Raw genomic sequence first — 18081 nt, forward strand, 5'->3', positions numbered from 1 at the left:
TAAGCGGCCTGCATGATTAGTCATCTGTTGCTGCTAAGCTGTTAGATTTATAACATCAAGACCAAGTATACTTGCAAATCCACTGGTAGTTTACAAATATACAATTCTAAAATATTAAGCAATTATAGTTACTTTGCTAATCTAAATATCAGTATCCAACTGAGCGTTGGCAAGCAGTCATTATATCTTTGTTGTTTGTTGTACGCCTTTCCTCTAGTTTTGATAAGAACGGATAGAAGTGATAGGTGTAGAATTATAGGTTTGTATGACTGTGATGATGATGGTTGTCAATTTACGATGCACTGGCTAAGATCAAACAATTTGATTTCAAGATAGCAAGTATCTGTTAGCAATTGAAGTGAGCAGTTTCCCAATGGTCAATTGCTGCCGAATGTTAACATTAAAAATGTTAACATTCGGCAGCAACAACGAGTAAAATCTTAAGAACAATATGACCAACTAAAACACAACGATCCGGATAATCTAAATAAATGCTCCTCTAGAAAGAAAATAATTTTAAACAGCATATTTACAACAGAATTAGTCACTCAACCACTCAGAAGAAGCGGAAATCCCAAAGCCTCTCGTTCAGCCAGCCATGTTTCTGCTACCCCCCGTGCCAAGTTGCGAATCCGGCTGATTGTGGCGGTGCGTTCTGTAACTGAAATCAAACCACGCGCTTCTAATAGATTAAACACATGGCTACACTTGAGTACGAAATCAAGAGCTGGTGCCGGCAACAACTGTTCTATAAGATCTGCTGCCTCAGCTTCGTAAATGGAGAATAACCGTTTGAGCCGCTCTGGATTAGAAGCTTCAAAATTGTAATAACATTGGCCTCTCTCAAAAGGCAACCAAATATCACCATATGTATGGCTTGCGTTCCAGCGCAGATCCCATATATTTTCTATATCTTGAAGGTACATAGCTAGTCGCTCAAGACCATAGGTAATTTCAATTGACACCGGCTTGCAATCCAGACCGCCGCACTGCTGGAAATAGGTGAACTGGGTAATTTCCATACCATCTAGCCACACCTCCCATCCGACACCCCAAGCCCCGAGAGTGGGCGACTCCCAGTTGTCCTCAACAAAACGAATATCGTGATCGACTAATTTAACCCCTAATGTCTCAAGGGAAGCGAGATAGGTCTCCTGAATTGAATTTGGAGACGGTTTGATCAGAACTTGATACTGAAAGTAATGCTGTGCTCGGTTCGGATTATCTCCATAACGTCCGTCTGTGGGGCGGCGACAGGGCTCGGTGTAAGCCACAGCCCAGGGTTCAGGACCAATTGTGTTTAGTACAGTATGAGGATTCATGGTGCCAGCCCCTTTCTCAATGTCGTAAGGCTGAAGCAAGAGACAGCCTTGGCTAGCCCAGAATTCGTTTAACGTGCTGATAATGTCTTGAAAATACACGAATCCTTCTATGATTAGGGTTATAACTTATGAGATGGTAGAATGGTAGTGAGATCAAAAAACAACAGACCATTGATCTAACGGTTTACCAGCAATTTTTTTCGATTACAAATAATTGAAGGTTTAATATACTTTCTTTTCCAGTTTAGGTCTATTAGTAGAGTGACAAATTAAAAACTAATTATAAGTATGGACGCTTACACAATATATAGTTTATTCTAAGAAATAGAAGGGAAGCAATCAGATATAAAATAATTACACTTACTTTAGAAGTATAAAAGATATAGCATCAATTATAAAAAGATAGTCTTACTTTAAAATAGATGTTTGGCAAACAATAAAATTATTAAATATCTTTATTTTACGTTTTTTCGAAATTTATATTTATTCAATATAGAAATTTAGGTAGTGTTAGAAAGCTTTATATTATCAAGTAAGATTTTTAGATTATTAATCTTAGTGCAATAGTAAAGTATGGTTTTAAGTTTGTTAAAATACCTTATGTTTATTAAATAATGTCAGTATAAATAACATCATTATTTATACTGACATTATTTAATATTATTACTTTAGAAATATAAGTTAGTTTTTTAAGATATAAGCCTAATATTATTGTTACTAACTAAAATATAATACTAATCTTGATTAAAGGATAATAAAAATGTTAGTTAGTGATTAATTTAAAAGTAAATTATAAAACAGTAACTTTTAAAAACAAAAATAATAATTACGGCAAGATTATTTGTATTCTATTTATTTTAAATTATATAATATTTACTAAAATTATTTTAATATATAGAAATTATAAAATGAGATAATTTTTAAAGTAATTTGGTAGTATTTGCACATTAAGAATATAAAACGTAATCAATTTAGTATGAACTAAAGTTTGATATAAACTATATGCAGTTTATAAACTGTAATGTCTGAAAGATTTGATGTTCTTGTTGAAGGGATGAGTGAAGAGAACGCATTGTCATTGATAATGGCTAAAACATCAGACATTCAAAGGCCATCAGACCGTTACTTTGCAGCGACACGTCTTGGCTTAAGTAGTAGTGAAGAGACATTAGATGCTTTATTAAAAGCTACTAGTAAATTAAGAACAGATGAATTATACGATCGAATAACACGACGAAAATCAATTGAATCGTTAGGAAGAAGAAAGGATAAACGAGCCATACCAATTTTAATTAATATTTTAAAATGCGTAGATACTGAAGCTGTAATTAATGCTATTTATGCTTTAATACGTATTGGTTGGGATCCAGACTTGAAGGAACAAAATTTACTGTTATCAATATTAAATGGAGTGAGTACAAAGACTCGAGCAGTTATTCAAGCTCATACAAGACTAGAGATTAAAAATTCAAAAGCTGAATCTAGTATCCAATCGCTTTGTAATGATGAGCAAGTTTTAGTATCAGGTGCAGCAAGAGCTTATCAAGCAAGAGTATTTAAGAGAAATTATTTGCTGGATCCGCTTATAGATCAATTATCAAATATTATTGCAGGTAAAAGACGCTCCGCTGTAATAGATTTAGGCGATGCTAGAGACTGTAACAGGCTTGCTGCCTTAATACAAGCACCAGTATCTATGTCGCTTAGAGCAAATAGTTGTTTTCAAATAGTTGAAAATCAAAGTTTGGTTCAATCTAATGACTTGGCTTTGTATCTTGAAACTCTTTTAACTGATAATCCGAAACGTTTGAATATCAGAAAAGAATGGCAATGTGGGCTTGATGTAAATGAGATAGAACGACGCTTGAGCCATCAAGATGAAGCTATTCAATATGGGGCAGCTCTGAGCCTTATGTCTCTTGATTTGGAAAGTTGCTTAAATGTGGTTGATAGCATGCAAGAAAGACTCTGGTCAGACTATGTCACAAATTATTACTTAACATGCATCATCGGCTTGAGAGGATTATCTGAAAAAAGTTATCTAATAAAGTCAGCTCTTCATGAAACTACTCCTCAGTATACAAAGTCAAGAGTTGCTGCTGCTTGGGCATGCTTAAAACTAGAGCTTTATGACCAATTAGAAATTATCTACGAGTTGTCAAACTCTGCATACTGGAAACCCCTTCGTTGGACTTGTCAACAAGTTTTTACTCGCTTGGTTGACAAGCAAAGAACCCTTATAAAGACATAAATTCTGTTATTTTAACTAAGCAAGGAAGAGTTCTTATCTTACCACTAAATGACATGAATCTCACATAAATGTGTAAATATAATCACATTTATGTGAGATTAATTTATATATATTGTCATATAAAAATTCATTAGTGATTATTAATATAGCAGTAAAGTTGGATTGAAATTGTATGCAGAATCGTAGCTTATTATAGAGAACTACTAAAGATCAAAACACAAATAAAATTTTTAGAGGCGTTAAGACACATCCAAACTAGCTAGAGTTTATGACGAATATTTTTATCTAAATTAAACAATTAGTTGAATCAAATAATGTATAATTAAATCATCATTTGAATTATAGTCCTTCTGTTTACATAGTTATATTAAACCGATATAATTTTTTAACTTACTCTCATGAAACAGTTGAGTTACTGTGATATCTTTCAGAAATTTATCTCGATATTAACTATTAGTTAATTGGCTGTAAAGTCACCTAGTAACACTATTAAATTGTAGTCTTGCTAACTTGTAAGTAATCGGTCTAAGTATAGTTTTTTTAATTAAAATTATGTAATATTGCAAATTGCACCTTAAGCAGATGCGTTGTAGCTTTGTTGTAATGGCTTCGGTTAATCTAGAACTGATAGAGAATAAATTAGCCTGAATTATATCAACCTAAATAACAGACATTAAAACTAATAAATCACTTGGGATGTCGATAATCTTGACAAGATTATCTCTGAATTCTTTATACCTAGAATATTGGCGAAATTTTATTTTTGCGTTTATTGAGATCAAGGACTTTTCTAATGCAAAACATACTGCTCGTAAACAAATTTAAAATAATCTGTTGGTAAATTAAAACCAAGATGGTAGATCTTATAAAGATTAATTTTATAACACTAAATGATAATAAAAACACTTAATAGTTTGATATTTATAATCTGAGTCGAAATTAATTTGCATTTCAATCAAAAATAAAAGCTTTGTTTTTATTTAAGCATTCTTAAGTTAGTCAATATAAGCTTGCGGTGGGTCCGTTTGGTTTAGAGAATGAGATGCAACAATGGTTTATTTAAGGTCAATCAGTAAAACTGTATTTATCCAATTATCAGGAAGTTTTTAACGGTAGCTGAGACAAATTTAAGATCGAGTACAGTTTGTTCTAATTTTATCTTTTCCTTTAGCTTACCCAAACCTAAAGTTGGATTACGCCGCAAGTACCTCAAATGACACTGTAGGCGTGAGGTTATGCATGCAATAACAATAAGCCCATCTGTCCTCCGGCCATAGATCGATGCTGAGACTTTGAGAAACCTGCTGTATTCGCCATTGCTTCTTGATCAGTTCCTACGGGAAAGCGCTGAAGACTGCGTTCCAAATAAGCATATTCATCGCCTAAACCTATAGCGGCAGCGACAGGAACTACCAACTGACGAAAGTAGAAGCGCTGAAATATGGCCGCAGCTGTACTGGAGATCAAGCGGTTGAGATCTAGCACTCCTGCACGACCACTTGGTTTCAGTAAACGGTGCATTTCCCGCAGACCCATCGCAGGATCAGTCAGGTTTCGGAGACCGTAAGCCATTACGATTCCGTCTACACTCCTTGACGGCAGTTTTGTTGCCAAAGCATCCCCCTGATTAAAAGTCACGGGTAACCAAGGCTGCCGTCGCTGTCGCTCTCGGGCCAACTTTAGGGGAACCGCAGCAGTATCAAGACCAATCACCCTGCCCTTAGGGCGAACATGACGCGAAAGTTCTAGGGCTATATCACCCGTGCCACAGCAGAGATCAAGCCAGATTTCTCCAGGGACAGGCTTCAAAGACCGCACTACCTGTCTCTTCCATTGGCGATGCAAGCCAAGACTAAGAACGTCATTGAGTCGGTCATAACTAGGAGCAATGGTGTTGAAAAGTTTCTTAATAGCAGCTGAATTGCCTGATTTCATGGCCGAATCTTTAAACCACGAGCTAACAGGTTTGTTTTAATCTGCTCCACGGTGAGAATGCCGTCGTGCAACAAGGATGCCAATAATGCTGCTGAAGCATGTCCACCCTTAGGTCCGGTTTGCAACACCATCGCAATATGATCAAGACAACCAGCACCCCCAGAGGCGATCACGGGTATTGATACAGTAGAAGCCACGGCACGCGTCAGCTCCAAGTCATACCCGGCCTGTGTTCCGTCTCCATCCATGGAGGTCAACAGGATCTCGCCTGCACCAAGGTCGGCCACGCGTCTAGCCCAGAACAGAACGTCAAGACCGGTGTTTTTACGGCCACCTTGAACGTAAACATCCCAGCCGCCGGAGAGACGCCGCCGCCGGGCGTCGATTGCAACGACGATGCACTGGCGGCCGAAGTGTCGAGCACCTTCCCTAACAAGCTCGGGCCGATGCACCGCTGAAGAATTCAGGCTGACCTTGTCAGCGCCGGCGTGCAGTAACTCGGTAATGCCTTCCACGGAATTGATTCCACCGCCTACGGTGAATGGGATCGTCACCGAATCAGCCGTGCGTCGTACCAGATCCACCAGGGTGGTTCTTCCTTCATGGCTGGCTGCGATGTCGAGAAAGACCAGTTCATCGGCGCCAGCGCGGCTGTAATGATAGGCAAGTGCCACCGGATCCCCAGCATCACGAAGTCCAGCGAAGTTGACACCTTTCACTACTCGTCCACCAACAACATCCAGGCAAGGAATCAGACGTGAGGCAACCATTGTTGTGATGCAAAAGCGACTGTTAAGGTTGCGCCATTCTCCAAGCTTTCCAGACAATGTCCCAGACCATCTCGATTACCATCGGATCTAAGATCAGGGTTTCTCGCGTCCGAGACCGCATTCCCAAAAGCCTGGTGGACCTTTTAAAAAAAGATCCCAGCGGAACGGTAGAGGAATTCCGTACAGTGGACGGTAAAGGAATCGGTGTCGTGGTGAAGCTTAATGATGGTTCCACTAGCTGGTTCTTCGAAGATGAGATCACAGCCGCTTGAGTGTTGATCCTGTGAGCGATGTACGCCAGCTGTTGGGTATGAAAGGTGCCTCGGGCACCACCACTAGCATCTGGAAGCTGCGGCTGCAGCTAATGAAGCCCGTTACTTGGATTCCCTTAACCTGGGGTGTTATCTGTGGTGCAGCTGCAAGCGGGGGATACCACTGGAAACTAGACCATGTGTTGGCCGCATTCGTTTGTATGCTGATGAGTGGTCCACTATTGGCTGGATTCACCCAAACCATTAACGATTTTTACGATCGCGAAATTGATGCCATTAACGAGCCATATCGACCTATTCCATCTGGAGCAATTCCCCTCGGCCAGGTGAAGCTACAGATTTGGGCGTTGCTGTCGACTGGTCTAGGTGTTGCTTATGGTCTTGACATATGGGCGCAACACACGATCCCAGTGCTGTTTTTCCTCGCCCTCGGTGGCTCCTTTTTGAGCTTTATCTACTCGGCCCCTCCCCTAAAGCTAAAGCAAAATGGTTGGTTGGGCAACTATGCCCTCGGTGCTAGCTACATTGCCCTCCCATGGTGGGCTGGTCAGGCACTATTCGGTTATCTCACTTGGAGCACAGCCCTATTGACGCTGATCTACAGCATGGCGGGGCTCGGCATTGCCGTGGTGAATGACTTCAAAAGCATTGAAGGCGATCGAGCCCTAGGGCTTCAGTCCCTTCCAGTGTTGTTTGGCATCAAGCGAGCTAGTTTGATCAGTGCCGGAATGATCGATCTCTTCCAGCTTGCCATGGTTGCAGTTTTAATCGCCATTGGTCAAAACTTTGCAGCGGTGCTTCTGGTTCTTCTGATCGTACCCCAGATTACTTTTCAGGATATTTGGCTTTTGACAGATCCGATCAAATTCGACGTTAAGTACCAAGCCAGCGCACAACCCTTTTTGGTGCTTGGCATGTTGGTTACTTCTTTAGCAGTTGGTCATAGTTCCTTGACTCATGTGATGTGAATCACACCCGCTTGCATTGGGTTTTCATCGCTGGAACAGCTGCTGCTGTCGGTATTGGCACCGCCTTTGGGACCCGCGCTTTCACACAGCTCGTAGATTCAAAACTGCCAGATGCACGAGGCATCGCCAGCTTCAACCGGCCAGGAACGATTACTCTTCTATCATCTAGGGGTAGAGTGATCCAGAAGCTGGGCCCCGCAACCCGGGATAAAGTTAGACCGGGCGGGATGCCCTTAATTGTTCAACAAGCATTTATCTCTGCAGAAGACCGGAGATTTTTTCAGCATGATGGTGTGGATAGCTGGGGGATCGCTCGGGCTATTGTCACCAATGTTCGTCAGGGTGCGATCCGTGAAGGAGCAAGCACGATCACCCAACAATTAGCCCGTATCGTTTTTTTGAGCCAAGACCGCACTATCACGCGAAAACTAAAGGAAGCAGCTCTATCTCTCAAGCTGGAGCGCCAACTCAGTAAGCAGCAGATTCTTGAACAATATCTCAACCACGTGTATCTAGGTTCCGGTGCTTATGGAGTATCGGATGCAGCTTGGATTTATTTCTCTAAAACACCTGATCAACTCACGATTCCAGAAGCTGCTTTGATAGCGGGGTTGCCTCCAGCTCCATCAATTTATTCACCACTGGTGAATCCAGGGCTGGCCATCAAGCAACGCGCGTTAGTGCTTAACCGCATGGTCCAGTCGGGATGGATAAGCCGAGATGCAGCTAAAACCGCCAGCGAGTCCCCTCTAGCACTCAAGCCAGCCACGCCAAAATATTTCAATAGCGCCGCTCCCTACTTCACCACATGGGTAGCCAAGGAGTTGCCTAAACTAGTCACACCTGAACAACTTGAAGTAGGTGGATTGAAAGTCAGAACGAGTCTCATTCTCGATTGGCAGTTTAAAGCACGCGATGTAATCCTTGAAAACGCCCCCTTCGATACCGAGGGAGTTATGGTATCGATCGAGCCCGACACCGGTCTCGTTCGGGTGATGGTAGGCGGCCGCGATTTTTCTAAAAGTCAATTCAACCGTGCTACATTGGCGCTCCGCTCGCCGGGATCTACGTTCAAGTTATTTCCTTATGCAGCAGCAATCGATCTAGGCCTTAAACCGGAGACCATTGTTGTTGACGCTCCACGCTGCTGGAACGGGTACTGTCCCAGAAATTTTGGAAAAAAGTATTTCGGGAAAATTTCCTTAGCCGACGCCTTGAAAAACTCCCTCAACACCGTGGCAGTTCAGTTGCAAGACACAGTTGGTTTTGATGCCATCATAAAAACCGCTAATCAATTTGACATAGGCACTAATCGGCCATTGGGCAAGTACTACCCGATGGCGATAGGTGCCTATGAACAGACAGTCCTCGATATGGCAGCAGCCTATGCCGGTGTTGCTAATCGTGGCATGTTTATAAAGCCAACTCCTTTTGAAGAAATCCGTGGACCGGAAGACCACGTTCTCTGGAGTCGCAGGGTAGACGGATTTCGGGGTCGGCGAGCACTCGATATTGATGTAGCCGATACTATGAACTGGATGTTTCAGCGGGTTGTGTCCGGCGGAACTGGTATTGCCGCAAAACTTGAAGATCGACAGGTAGCTGGTAAAACCGGCACCTCAGAGGGCGCACGCGACCTCTGGTTTATCGGTTCTATCCCCCAGTTGACGACGGCTGTCTGGTTTGGTCACGATAACAATCGGGAAACCAAAAGCAATAGTGGTCAAGCCGCTTGGGCCTGGAAACAATATATGTTGCAGATCGAAAAGGAAATTCCTATTCAAACATTCCCCCCCAAGCCGGTACTGAACCGTCCGTGGCGGGTGCCGGGTAAGGAAGAGTTGAAGATTACAGAGAATGAAACTGTTTATGCTGGTCGTAAACATGAGGACGAACCTACCGATTCTTCAGGGGTAATTGAGCTTGTACCTCAGGCACCATCACTTGGCAGTCCGTTTCCCCAACTGCGTCCAGCCCCTGCGCCTCCTCTCAGGGAATCTGCACAAACTTTAAAACGGAATTGGTTAAAGCCTAAAATTCAAGCGCGTTGAAATAGGGTTGGACAAACCTCGTTCCCAATTTTACCTTTGTACGGCCACAGCAGTTGCTTTTAAAACAACTTTGATGAAGAACAGACACCGACAGCGGATCTATTACGGGATTCATAAATCCTCAATCGCCCCTAGCTGCATATAAAAGCACGATACGCTCATGAACAAAATCAAGATCACAGCAAAGCCGAGTTGCGATATGTATCTTTCACATAAATAACTCGGGCTAGTAAGTGAGTTAATCTATGGCTCAAAGTAATTTACACCACCTAACCACACTTCTCCAAGACACATCACTTTCCTTTTAAGACAGCACAAATGCTCAAGAAGCCTGCCAGTCTGGGTGTTAGCAATACAGCCATATGATTTTTAGACATATAAATATTTTTCGCCCTACCCCGAAAGATTGGAAAGTAATAGTTATGGCCCGGCGCCTTATATGCCATCTTGGATTTGACGCGTGAAAAGATCAGAGGTTGGCATTACATGCCGATGTTACCGTCGCCGCACCTAACCAGGCAAGTGCTACCTCAGGAAAGGCAGAATGGCAGGCGAGTAATGAAAAATACTCTTGGTCCGATTGAGTCGTCAATTACTAGGTTTTTTCCTGAGTTTTTCAGAGACAAGTGCCTTTCACTCACTTTCTGAGCTCTAGTAATGCCTCGAGGCAAATCATTTACAGACGAAGGCCAAACGATTACAATCTCTTTCTGTTGGTCTGGCCGCACAGTAGCTAAGTAACGATTTTCGCGACATACGAGCAAATAATGCATCTTCTTATAATTCTCTAGCTATAGGAGACTTCCAGATTCAGCCTAACCTGTGTTACTTAAAGCGCGATGCTGGTAAGTCAAGTATTTTACAAACTAGCTTGGTTACACCAACTTTTTCTCAGAACTCTTTGGGGCGTGACTTTGAGTGCAACGTTCTAAGACCAAGTTTACATGGGCTTTCATGGCGGCCGCACTCCACGCTTAACATTGTCTGTTAAACGGAGTAGTCCACATGAGCGGTACGTCTGGATGCCAGAGAAATTTTTTTAATTGCAAGCGACCATCCAGGCAAATTGGAATACCCTCAGCAATAAGCAACTCCCTCTGAATCCAGTCACTGCCTTCACGAGTACAGCTCATTGAGACTCGGCCTTTAGCATTCACTACGCGGTGCCAGGGAACATCAGATGGTAGTCGGAGTCGCCTGAGCGCCCAACCCACTTGCCGACCATACCCCCACGTGCCCATCAGGTCAGCTATTTGTCCATAGGTAGCCAGCTGGCCATGAGGTATCCGCCTCACAGTGGAATAAACACTCTGATCAAAAGAACATTCTGGCATTAATTCTGCGCTCAAGAAGCCTCCCACATACGCATTTTGCAACAAGTAAGGCAGGCTGTCGTATCTATCCTGCCATCCTAAAATGCCAAAGAGAGGTTCTGAGGATTGTCTAATGTGCAATTACCCAAGGGTTTCCATTTAAATTTTCCTTTCGATTTTTTCATGCCCCTGCTGCCGCGTCGGTTTCAACGATTCAAGTCTGTCTTGAATCACCGCATGGCAGATCTCACCGTGCTACTCGAGCATGTGGAGAAGCCTCATAATCTCTCTGCCATTCTGCGTAGCTGCGATGCCGTTGGGGCATTGGAAGCCCATGCTGTGAACCTAGATGGCCGGCCACTGCGCACTTATAACAGCACTGCTCAGGGCAGTCAGAAATGGGTACCCCTCAATGACCATCCCGATATAGAGACGGCTGTCAGTGTCCTGAGGAACAAAGGGTTCCAGTTGTTTGGTACCTATCTTGGGATGGATGCTAAGGACTACCGCGACTGCGACTTCACCGGTCCAACAGCCTTTGTTTTTGGAGCTGAAAAATGGGGGCTAAGCCATCGAGCTCGGGATCTGATGGATGAAATTCTATTTATTCCAATGCGAGGTATGGTGCAGTCTCTGAATGTCTCCGTTGCTACGTCTACACTCCTTTTTGAGTCATTGCGACAGCGGCAAATTATGGGGATAGCACCCACTCAAGGAGAGGGGCTTCAGCCAAACCATTACCAGCGGCTGCTACTTGAATGGTCTTATCCAGAAGTTGCCGCCTGGTGTCGTGAGCAAAACAAGCCCTACCCAGCTCTCAATGAAGCCGGGGAGCTCATGGAAGAGCTGCCGCGTACGGTCAAGCTTCGCTATTAAAACCTAATAAAATCTTGATCTTTATAGAAGTTCAGACAACTCGATTGTCACAGACAGACAAGGGATCGATTCGTTAATACACGGTTACATGTTCCTAGGCTAAGAGTTAGGAGGAAGAAATGCTTTAATACGATAATTTTGATCATGTATATCAATAGTTAAGCTATTCTTTTCGATGAGTTTCTGTTCTCGTGATGTGCTGGCTAGTAGCTGTACGGGGGTTTAATCTCACTCTCAGTAGGAGTTGTTGTAGATTGCTTCAGACAAACAAAAGGCAATTAGCTAAATTCATCCTTCTCTAGAAGTAGATTTTGGCCGGATAACAAAGTTAAATACCATAATGGCAGTTTCAATGACTTCTTCAAAACAAATTAAGCTGGCTATATCACTCAGAGTGATTTTTACTAATTAACTAGAATTAGGATGGTTACTGCGGGTACAGAAATTCGACTCTCTAAACTCACTGTAATAATATACTAAATAATATAATCTCAGTCTGATGCTGGGCGAGCTTCACTACCACTTAACCAAGCTTCGATCCCTTCACCAAGAAACGAAAGACCGAGCACAAGGGTGAACATAGCTAATCCTGGGAATAAGGTTGTCCACCAGATCCCGGTTGGAACGGTTGCTAGAGCAAGATTTAGGTCTCCGCCCCATTCTGGTACTGCTTCGGGAAGGCCTAGGCCAAGAAAACCGAGTCCGCCTAATACCAGAACGGCATCGGCCGCGTTTAGCGTGAGCAGCACCGGCACTGAGGTGATCACGTTACGAAATAGATAGCGACGCAGGATCCACGCTGGCCCAGCGCCAAGGGACCGCGCTGCTTCTACAAAAAGTTCGCTTTTCATTTGTGCCGTCTGGTTTCGCACCATTCTGAAGTACTGAGGTACGTAAACAACGCAGAGGGCTGCTGCGGCGTTGAGAATGCCCTTCCCTAGCAGAAAGGCGAGTACCATCGATAATAATAAGACTGGTAGAGAATAGAGAGCATCCATCAACAACATTAGGATCTGGTCAATTCCTCCGCCGAAATAGCCACTTATCATTCCTAGGGGAACACCCATGATCAAAGCCAAACCCACAGCCAATAAGACCACCTGGAGTGCAACACCACTGCCAGCCATGGTGCGAACACACACATCCCGGCCGAGACGATCTGTACCACACCAGTGACTCCAGTTCGGACTATCGTTAATTGGGTTAGCTAGCCCGGCATTGGCGTCTGGAAGCCAACCTAAACAGATCAGCAATGGGGTGATCAGAGCGACAAGTGAATAGAATACGACGATCACAAGTCCCCAGCGAGTCATTCGGGCTGAGAGGCTAAAATTCATGCGTTATCGGAGATATAGTCGTTATGCTTCCTTTTCGCCGGCCGTGTTGATCGAATTGGCGTCGCCTCATCTCTAGCAAGAGGGTTACACTGGGCGATTTTAGGGGGTAGCCTGACCCGCAATGCATCTCACTCTTAGATCTCACAGATATCGCAACAACAGGTTATAAATTGAATAATAAAAACTTTATCAAAAGTAAAAAATGATCTAGTGAGTCCACCGTCCGAATGAACAACAGTATAGTAAACTATGAGCCTAAGCCGTTTCTATATCTCACATCAAACTAGCTCAGATCAAAAAACTTTAAATAACTATCTGTATGCTAGTACTATCTATTTAGACAGCCATTCTAAGATTTTTTTATTTGATTTAAGTCAAACATTAAGGCACTAAGGATGCATTCTAAACCGATGTGAATGCGATTTACTTGGACACTATACATACAACTGCAACTTACCCATAGAGAGAACCATTTAGGCGATGCGACTGAGCCGCGCTTACAACACGCTATTAAAAATTGCTAATCAGTTTTGGAACTAAGAGAATCAATTTGCAAGTACCGTAATCTACGAGCTGCATATATTTCTTGAGCCTGAAATCCTGCAGAAATTTTATATCGAAAATCAAATAAAAGATAATTACTGCAATAATCATGTGCATGCCACTTTGCAAGTAAATAAAAATAAAAGTATCCCCAGTCTAAGCATAAGCAAGGCATCCAACTTAATTGATCAATAATAAGGCTGTTGGCTAAGGGTATGGACAGCAAAATAAGCAGTCTAATCGTCTCAATGTAGCCAGCTAATTTACTGTAAGCCTATCTAAGCTTCTAATTATTCCCGTGAGTTCTTGAATCGATATTACTCCGCTTTTGTATAGACACTTTTCTCCAACGCTGATCTTACAGGACACTTTTGCTACAGCGATAGTGTTGTTGTCCTTGTTTTATAGCATCTGGAAATAACGGTAGAAGCCAAAACATACTGCCGACAGCTGTGCCTTTCTTGCCATGATGGTAGTGGTCCTGAATAGTTGGATTGCTGGAAGTGAGTGTAGATGAACTAGATCGGCTGAACCACCTGATGCTTAATAATCTTCTCTAAGGAAGTTATCCTTATATTATATTTAACAAACCAGGGTTACTAGGCAAAATCGTCAGGGATCTAGAGCCTAGAAGAATTGAAATCATTCTCTGTTACTAGCTACGGTAATCGTATAGGAACTTACAGTTTCATTCCAAACCAGAACTCAACCATCAGCTGTTGTTGAGTTTAAGCACCGCCCTAAAGGCCTCCTGGGGAACATCTACGCTGCCCATAGCTTTCATTCGTTTTTTACCCTTAGCTTGCTTTTTGAGCAATTTTTTCTTGCGTGATATATCACCGCCGTAACATTTTGCCAAAACATCTTTGCGAACTGCACTGATGCTTGTTGATGCAATAATACGATTTCCGATTGAGGCCTGCAAGGGAATTTTAAACTGCTGGCGCGGGATTAATTCTTTTAATTTTTCTATCAAGGCTTTGCCTATATTGTAAGCCTTATCTTGATGAATAATAGTAGCAAGAGGATCGGCTCGATCACCGTTAATCAACACCTCAAGTCTAACCAACTGATTCTTTCGATAGCCAATTAAGCTATATTCCATCGACGCATAGCCTTGAGTACGAGTCTTCATCTGATCAAAAAAATCAGTCACCACTTCAGCTAACGGCAACTGATAAACTAAGGTGACACGGTCTTTTGTAATATACTTCATATCGAGATATTCACCTCGTCGCTCCTGGCAAAGTCCCATCAAGGCACCGCTATAATCATTTGGCGCATAGATCTCCATGCGTACATAGGGTTCCTCGATCGACTCACGCTTTTGTGGTTCAGGCAGTGTGGCGGGGTTGTCCACCATTGTTTCACTGCCATCCAACATATTTACCTTGTAAACTACTGATGGTGCTGTAACGATAAGATCTAGATTGTATTCGCGCTCCAGTCTCTCCTGGACGATTTCCATATGTAAGAGACCAAGGAAGCCACAACGAAAACCAAAGCCCATGGCACTACTGGTCTCTGGCTCAAACTTTAACGCTGCGTCAGATAGTTGTAGTTTGTGCATTGCTTCACGTAGATCGGGATATTGGTCCGCTTCTGTGGGAAACAATCCGCAAAATACTACCGGTTTCGCTTCACTGTATCCAGGAAGCGCATTCTTTGCTGGTGTATTGAATAAGGTGATCGTGTCCCCTACACGGGCATCAGCCACAGTTTTAATGGATGCCGCAAGGTAGCCAACTTCCCCAGCATGAAGTTCACCTACTTTACGTTGATCGGGTGTCATGATCCCTATCTCATCGAGCTCGTAAGTTTTTTTACTGGCCATCAACAGTACTTTTTCTTTACAGTTGATACGACCGCTCATTACGCGAAAATAAACGATCACTCCGCGATAAGGATCGTAATAAGAATCAAAAATCAACGCTTTGGTTGGCTCATGAACAGCATCCACAGGAGCTGGAACTTTATCGACTACCGCCTGAAGGATCTTAGATATACCGAGACCCGTCTTAGCCGAGCAATAAATCGCATTGCTACAATCAAGGCCAATGATTGACTCAATTTCTTTTTTAATCTGATCCGGATCAGCACCAGGGAGATCAATCTTATTTAATACCGGAATAATTTCAAGATTGTTTTCTAATGCCAGATACACATTGGCTAGAGTTTGTGCTTCTACACCTTGGCTTGCATCTACTACTAACAGCGCCCCTTCACAGGCCAACAGGCTACGACTTACTTCATAAGAGAAGTCAACGTGCCCTGGAGTATCGATCAGATTTAAAACATATTGTTTTCCATCGGCCGCTGTGTAGTTCATTCGAGCCGCCTGGAGCTTGATAGTAATTCCCCGTTCCCGTTCGAGATCCATATTATCCAGGAACTGCTCCTGCATATCACGATTGGCCACAGTGCCTGTGCTCTGCAACAGTCGATCTGCCAGGGTTGATTTGCCATGATCAATGTGGGCGATGATGCAGAAGTTGCGAATCCGTGAAACAGGGGTGTCGGTCATGCAGCGGTGATTTCCGAATTAAGGGCAGAGACTCCGACCCTGGGTAATCCTGGAGAGAGGCTATCGGCATCCGCCGAATGGTTTTTTCGGACCTCTTCATTATTGGCTATAAATTACGCAAACAATCAGCGCTTTCTATCTACAGCCTCTCATAATTGTAACACAAGTCGGGTGATTTAGACGGGAATAGTGGTCCTAAGACCTCGTGTCATTGCCATGGGCTTGTTCTTTCAAGAAGATCATGATACTTCACTTCAACCTTGTCTAAATCCTCTGCGAAGTAAAACCGGGACAATAACAAGCATTTCTGTGAGTTGGTTGATTTACAATGGAATGTTGAATTTTTACTAAACCTATCGGGCTTTATTGCATCGATGGCAGGGGTAGCGCTGGTAAATCTGAAGCAATAGCAATCAACCGCTCAGTCCGAGCATTGTATTACTGCGCTCGCGCATGCTCCACAGAACATCAGGGTTCAGGGGATTGGCATGAAAGCTCGGCAGTAGTGCTGATAGTCGCTCCTGCCAGGCCGCACTGGCAAACCGCTCACTGAAACAACGCTGCAGTACCTCCAGCATAATTGTTACCGCCGTGCTAGCTCCAGGAGAAGCCCCCAGCAACGCGACTAGAGAGCCATCATTGGCAGCCACTATTTCCGTGCCCAGCTGCAGTTGGCCGCCAGCCTTGCTGTCTTTTATAACCTGCACCCGCTGGCCTGCCACAGAAAAACTCCAATCTTGGAACTGGGCCGTAGGCATGAAATCCTGAAGAGCGGCAAAGCGTTGCTCCGGGCTCTGAAGCAACTGATTGATCAGGTACCGCACTAATCCAATGTTTGTGATCCCCACCTGCAGCATTGGTAACAGGTTGGTGGGCCGCACCGATGCTGGCCAATCTAGAAGTGACCCCCGTTTGAGAAATTTACTACTGAAGCCAGCGAACGGACCGAAGAGCAGAGAACGTTTCCCATTAATCCAACGGGTGTCGAGGTGAGGCACAGACATTGGGGGAGCGCCCACGGCCGCTTTGCCATAAACCTTGGCCTGTTGCTGTCCAGCCAGAGCGAAGTCGTCACATACTAACCAAAGGCCACTTATCGGGAAGCCTGCAAAATCCCTAGATTCAGGGATGCCTGAACACTGCAACAGCGGCAATGTACCACCACCGGCACCCAGAAAAACAAAGGGAGTTCGCACCTCGCGCTGACCAAAAGCATCATTGGTGATTACCCGCCAGTCTGTTTCGGTCATGTCTGGTCGTCGCAATCGTTTGAGATTGCTCACCGCCGTGCCGTATCGCACCGTGAGCGCACCGCTGGTTTGCAATGGCAGTAAATAAGCGCGGGTCAGGGCACCGAAGTCCACATCTGTTCCTCGCTCAATCCGGTTCGCGGCAATCGCCTGACCGGGATCACGTCCTTCCATCACGAGGGGCATCCAGCCCGCAAGTTCCTGACGGTTTTCGCTCCAACGCATCCTCGAAAAGGCTGGGAGCTCTTTGAGCTGTGCGAAACGCTGACGCAAAAAAGCAATATTGTCCCGGCTCCACACAACGCTGATATGGGCAGTCTGATGGAGGAAGTCGGTTGACTTAAGAAACCCTCGCTCAGTTAAAGAGCTCCAAAATTCAAGGCTGCGTTCAAAAGCAGCATTGATAGCCACTGCTTTCTCAACGGCTACCTGGCCATCCACCTGCATTGGCGTATAGTTCAATTCGCAATTGGCGGCATGACCGGTACCGGCATTGTTGGCGGCAGCCGAGCTTTCTAGCGCAGGAGCTTCTAACCGCTCCACAAGCAACAGACGCAGCTGTGGATCCAGTTCGTGCAGCAGCACCGCGAAGGTGGCGCTCATAATCCCCGCGCCTACCAGGATCGCATCGTAGCGATCTTCTGCATGAAAAGAGCCATCGTTTTGCAC

The 18081-nt window shown here is 44.0% G+C and carries 13 protein-coding genes; 5 read left to right on the top strand and 8 right to left on the bottom strand.

The window, feature by feature from the left end:
- Window positions 1-548: 548 nt before the first annotated feature.
- Window positions 549-1421 carry a glycine--tRNA ligase subunit alpha gene (gene glyQ, locus ABWV55_RS03280; protein ID WP_353292277.1) on the bottom strand — a complete coding sequence of 291 codons (873 nt, stop codon included), beginning with the start codon at window positions 1419-1421 and terminating at the stop codon, window positions 549-551.
- Window positions 1422-2376: 955 nt separating this feature from the next.
- Here glyQ and ABWV55_RS03285 point away from each other — a divergent pair.
- Window positions 2377-3573 carry a HEAT repeat domain-containing protein gene (locus ABWV55_RS03285; RefSeq protein WP_353292278.1) on the top strand — a complete coding sequence of 399 codons (1197 nt, stop codon included), beginning with the start codon at window positions 2377-2379 and terminating at the stop codon, window positions 3571-3573.
- Between the two features lie 1233 nt (window positions 3574-4806).
- On the opposite strand, the gene ubiE is transcribed toward ABWV55_RS03285, so the two are convergent.
- A complete protein-coding gene (ubiE, locus tag ABWV55_RS03290) occupies window positions 4807-5508 on the bottom strand; it encodes a bifunctional demethylmenaquinone methyltransferase/2-methoxy-6-polyprenyl-1,4-benzoquinol methylase UbiE (RefSeq protein WP_353292279.1) in 702 nt (233 codons plus the stop codon).
- Window positions 5505-6278 carry an imidazole glycerol phosphate synthase subunit HisF gene (gene hisF / locus ABWV55_RS03295; protein WP_353292540.1) on the bottom strand — a complete coding sequence of 258 codons (774 nt, stop codon included), beginning with the start codon at window positions 6276-6278 and terminating at the stop codon, window positions 5505-5507. Before hisF ends, ubiE begins: the two co-directional genes overlap by 4 nt.
- A gap of 56 nt (window positions 6279-6334) precedes the next feature.
- On the opposite strand from hisF, the gene ABWV55_RS03300 reads away from it, so the two are divergent.
- The 3 genes from ABWV55_RS03300 to ABWV55_RS03310 are packed head-to-tail and all read left to right on the top strand — an operon-like array spanning window position 6335 to window position 9569.
- The gene (locus ABWV55_RS03300) at window positions 6335-6550 is read left to right on the top strand and encodes a DUF2862 domain-containing protein (RefSeq protein WP_353292280.1); all 216 of its coding nucleotides are present in this window, start codon (window positions 6335-6337) and stop codon (window positions 6548-6550) included.
- An 11-nt stretch (window positions 6551-6561) separates the two neighbouring features.
- Window positions 6562-7518: a chlorophyll synthase ChlG gene (gene chlG, locus ABWV55_RS03305; protein WP_353292541.1), complete on the top strand. Its 957-nt coding sequence runs from the start codon at window positions 6562-6564 to the stop codon at window positions 7516-7518.
- Window positions 7515-9569, top strand: a complete 2055-nt coding sequence (locus tag ABWV55_RS03310; RefSeq protein ID WP_353292281.1) for a PBP1A family penicillin-binding protein — start codon at window positions 7515-7517, stop codon at window positions 9567-9569. Before chlG ends, ABWV55_RS03310 begins: the two co-directional genes overlap by 4 nt.
- Window positions 9570-10038: 469 nt before the next feature.
- Here the strand turns inward: ABWV55_RS03310 and ABWV55_RS03315 are convergent, their stop codons facing one another.
- Both ABWV55_RS03315 and ABWV55_RS03320 read right to left on the bottom strand, forming a co-directional pair.
- Complete coding sequence (locus ABWV55_RS03315; protein WP_353292282.1) at window positions 10039-10161, bottom strand: hypothetical protein; 123 nt, start codon at window positions 10159-10161, stop codon at window positions 10039-10041.
- 382 nt (window positions 10162-10543) lie between these two features.
- Complete coding sequence (locus ABWV55_RS03320; RefSeq protein ID WP_353292542.1) at window positions 10544-10903, bottom strand: MGMT family protein; 360 nt, start codon at window positions 10901-10903, stop codon at window positions 10544-10546.
- A 162-nt stretch (window positions 10904-11065) separates the two neighbouring features.
- Here ABWV55_RS03320 and ABWV55_RS03325 point away from each other — a divergent pair, with 162 nt between their 5' ends.
- Window positions 11066-11758, top strand: a complete 693-nt coding sequence (locus ABWV55_RS03325) for a TrmH family RNA methyltransferase (RefSeq protein ID WP_353292283.1) — start codon at window positions 11066-11068, stop codon at window positions 11756-11758.
- Window positions 11759-12249: 491 nt separating this feature from the next.
- Here the strand turns inward: ABWV55_RS03325 and ABWV55_RS03330 are convergent, their stop codons facing one another.
- The 3 genes from ABWV55_RS03330 to ABWV55_RS03340 form a co-directional block, all read right to left on the bottom strand.
- Window positions 12250-13071 (bottom strand): ABC transporter permease, encoded by an 822-nt coding sequence (locus tag ABWV55_RS03330; protein ID WP_353292543.1) that lies wholly within the window; start codon window positions 13069-13071, stop codon window positions 12250-12252.
- A 1279-nt stretch (window positions 13072-14350) separates the two neighbouring features.
- Window positions 14351-16162, bottom strand: a complete 1812-nt coding sequence (gene lepA, locus ABWV55_RS03335; RefSeq protein WP_353292284.1) for a translation elongation factor 4 — start codon at window positions 16160-16162, stop codon at window positions 14351-14353.
- A gap of 413 nt (window positions 16163-16575) precedes the next feature.
- The gene (locus ABWV55_RS03340; RefSeq protein WP_353292285.1) at window positions 16576-18081 is read right to left on the bottom strand and encodes a malate:quinone oxidoreductase; all 1506 of its coding nucleotides are present in this window, start codon (window positions 18079-18081) and stop codon (window positions 16576-16578) included.

It is taken from the genome of Synechococcus sp. M16CYN, from assembly GCF_040371545.1.
In the GTDB taxonomy this organism is placed as follows: domain Bacteria; phylum Cyanobacteriota; class Cyanobacteriia; order PCC-6307; family Cyanobiaceae; genus Parasynechococcus.

Excerpts from the sequence above, each read along its gene's own strand:
- hisF (WP_353292540.1), bottom strand. The coding sequence starts at position 6,278 with ATGGTTGCCTCACGTCTGATTCCTTGCCTGGATGTTGTTGGTGGACGA.
- ABWV55_RS03320 (WP_353292542.1), bottom strand. The coding sequence starts at position 10,903 with ATGCCAGAATGTTCTTTTGATCAGAGTGTTTATTCCACTGTGAGGCGG.
- ABWV55_RS03300 (WP_353292280.1), top strand. The coding sequence starts at position 6,335 with ATGTCCCAGACCATCTCGATTACCATCGGATCTAAGATCAGGGTTTCT.
- lepA (WP_353292284.1), bottom strand. The coding sequence starts at position 16,162 with ATGACCGACACCCCTGTTTCACGGATTCGCAACTTCTGCATCATCGCC.
- ABWV55_RS03325 (WP_353292283.1), top strand. The coding sequence starts at position 11,066 with ATGCCCCTGCTGCCGCGTCGGTTTCAACGATTCAAGTCTGTCTTGAAT.
- ABWV55_RS03285 (WP_353292278.1), top strand. The coding sequence starts at position 2,377 with ATGAGTGAAGAGAACGCATTGTCATTGATAATGGCTAAAACATCAGAC.
- ABWV55_RS03330 (WP_353292543.1), bottom strand. The coding sequence starts at position 13,071 with ATGACTCGCTGGGGACTTGTGATCGTCGTATTCTATTCACTTGTCGCT.
- ubiE (WP_353292279.1), bottom strand. The coding sequence starts at position 5,508 with ATGAAATCAGGCAATTCAGCTGCTATTAAGAAACTTTTCAACACCATT.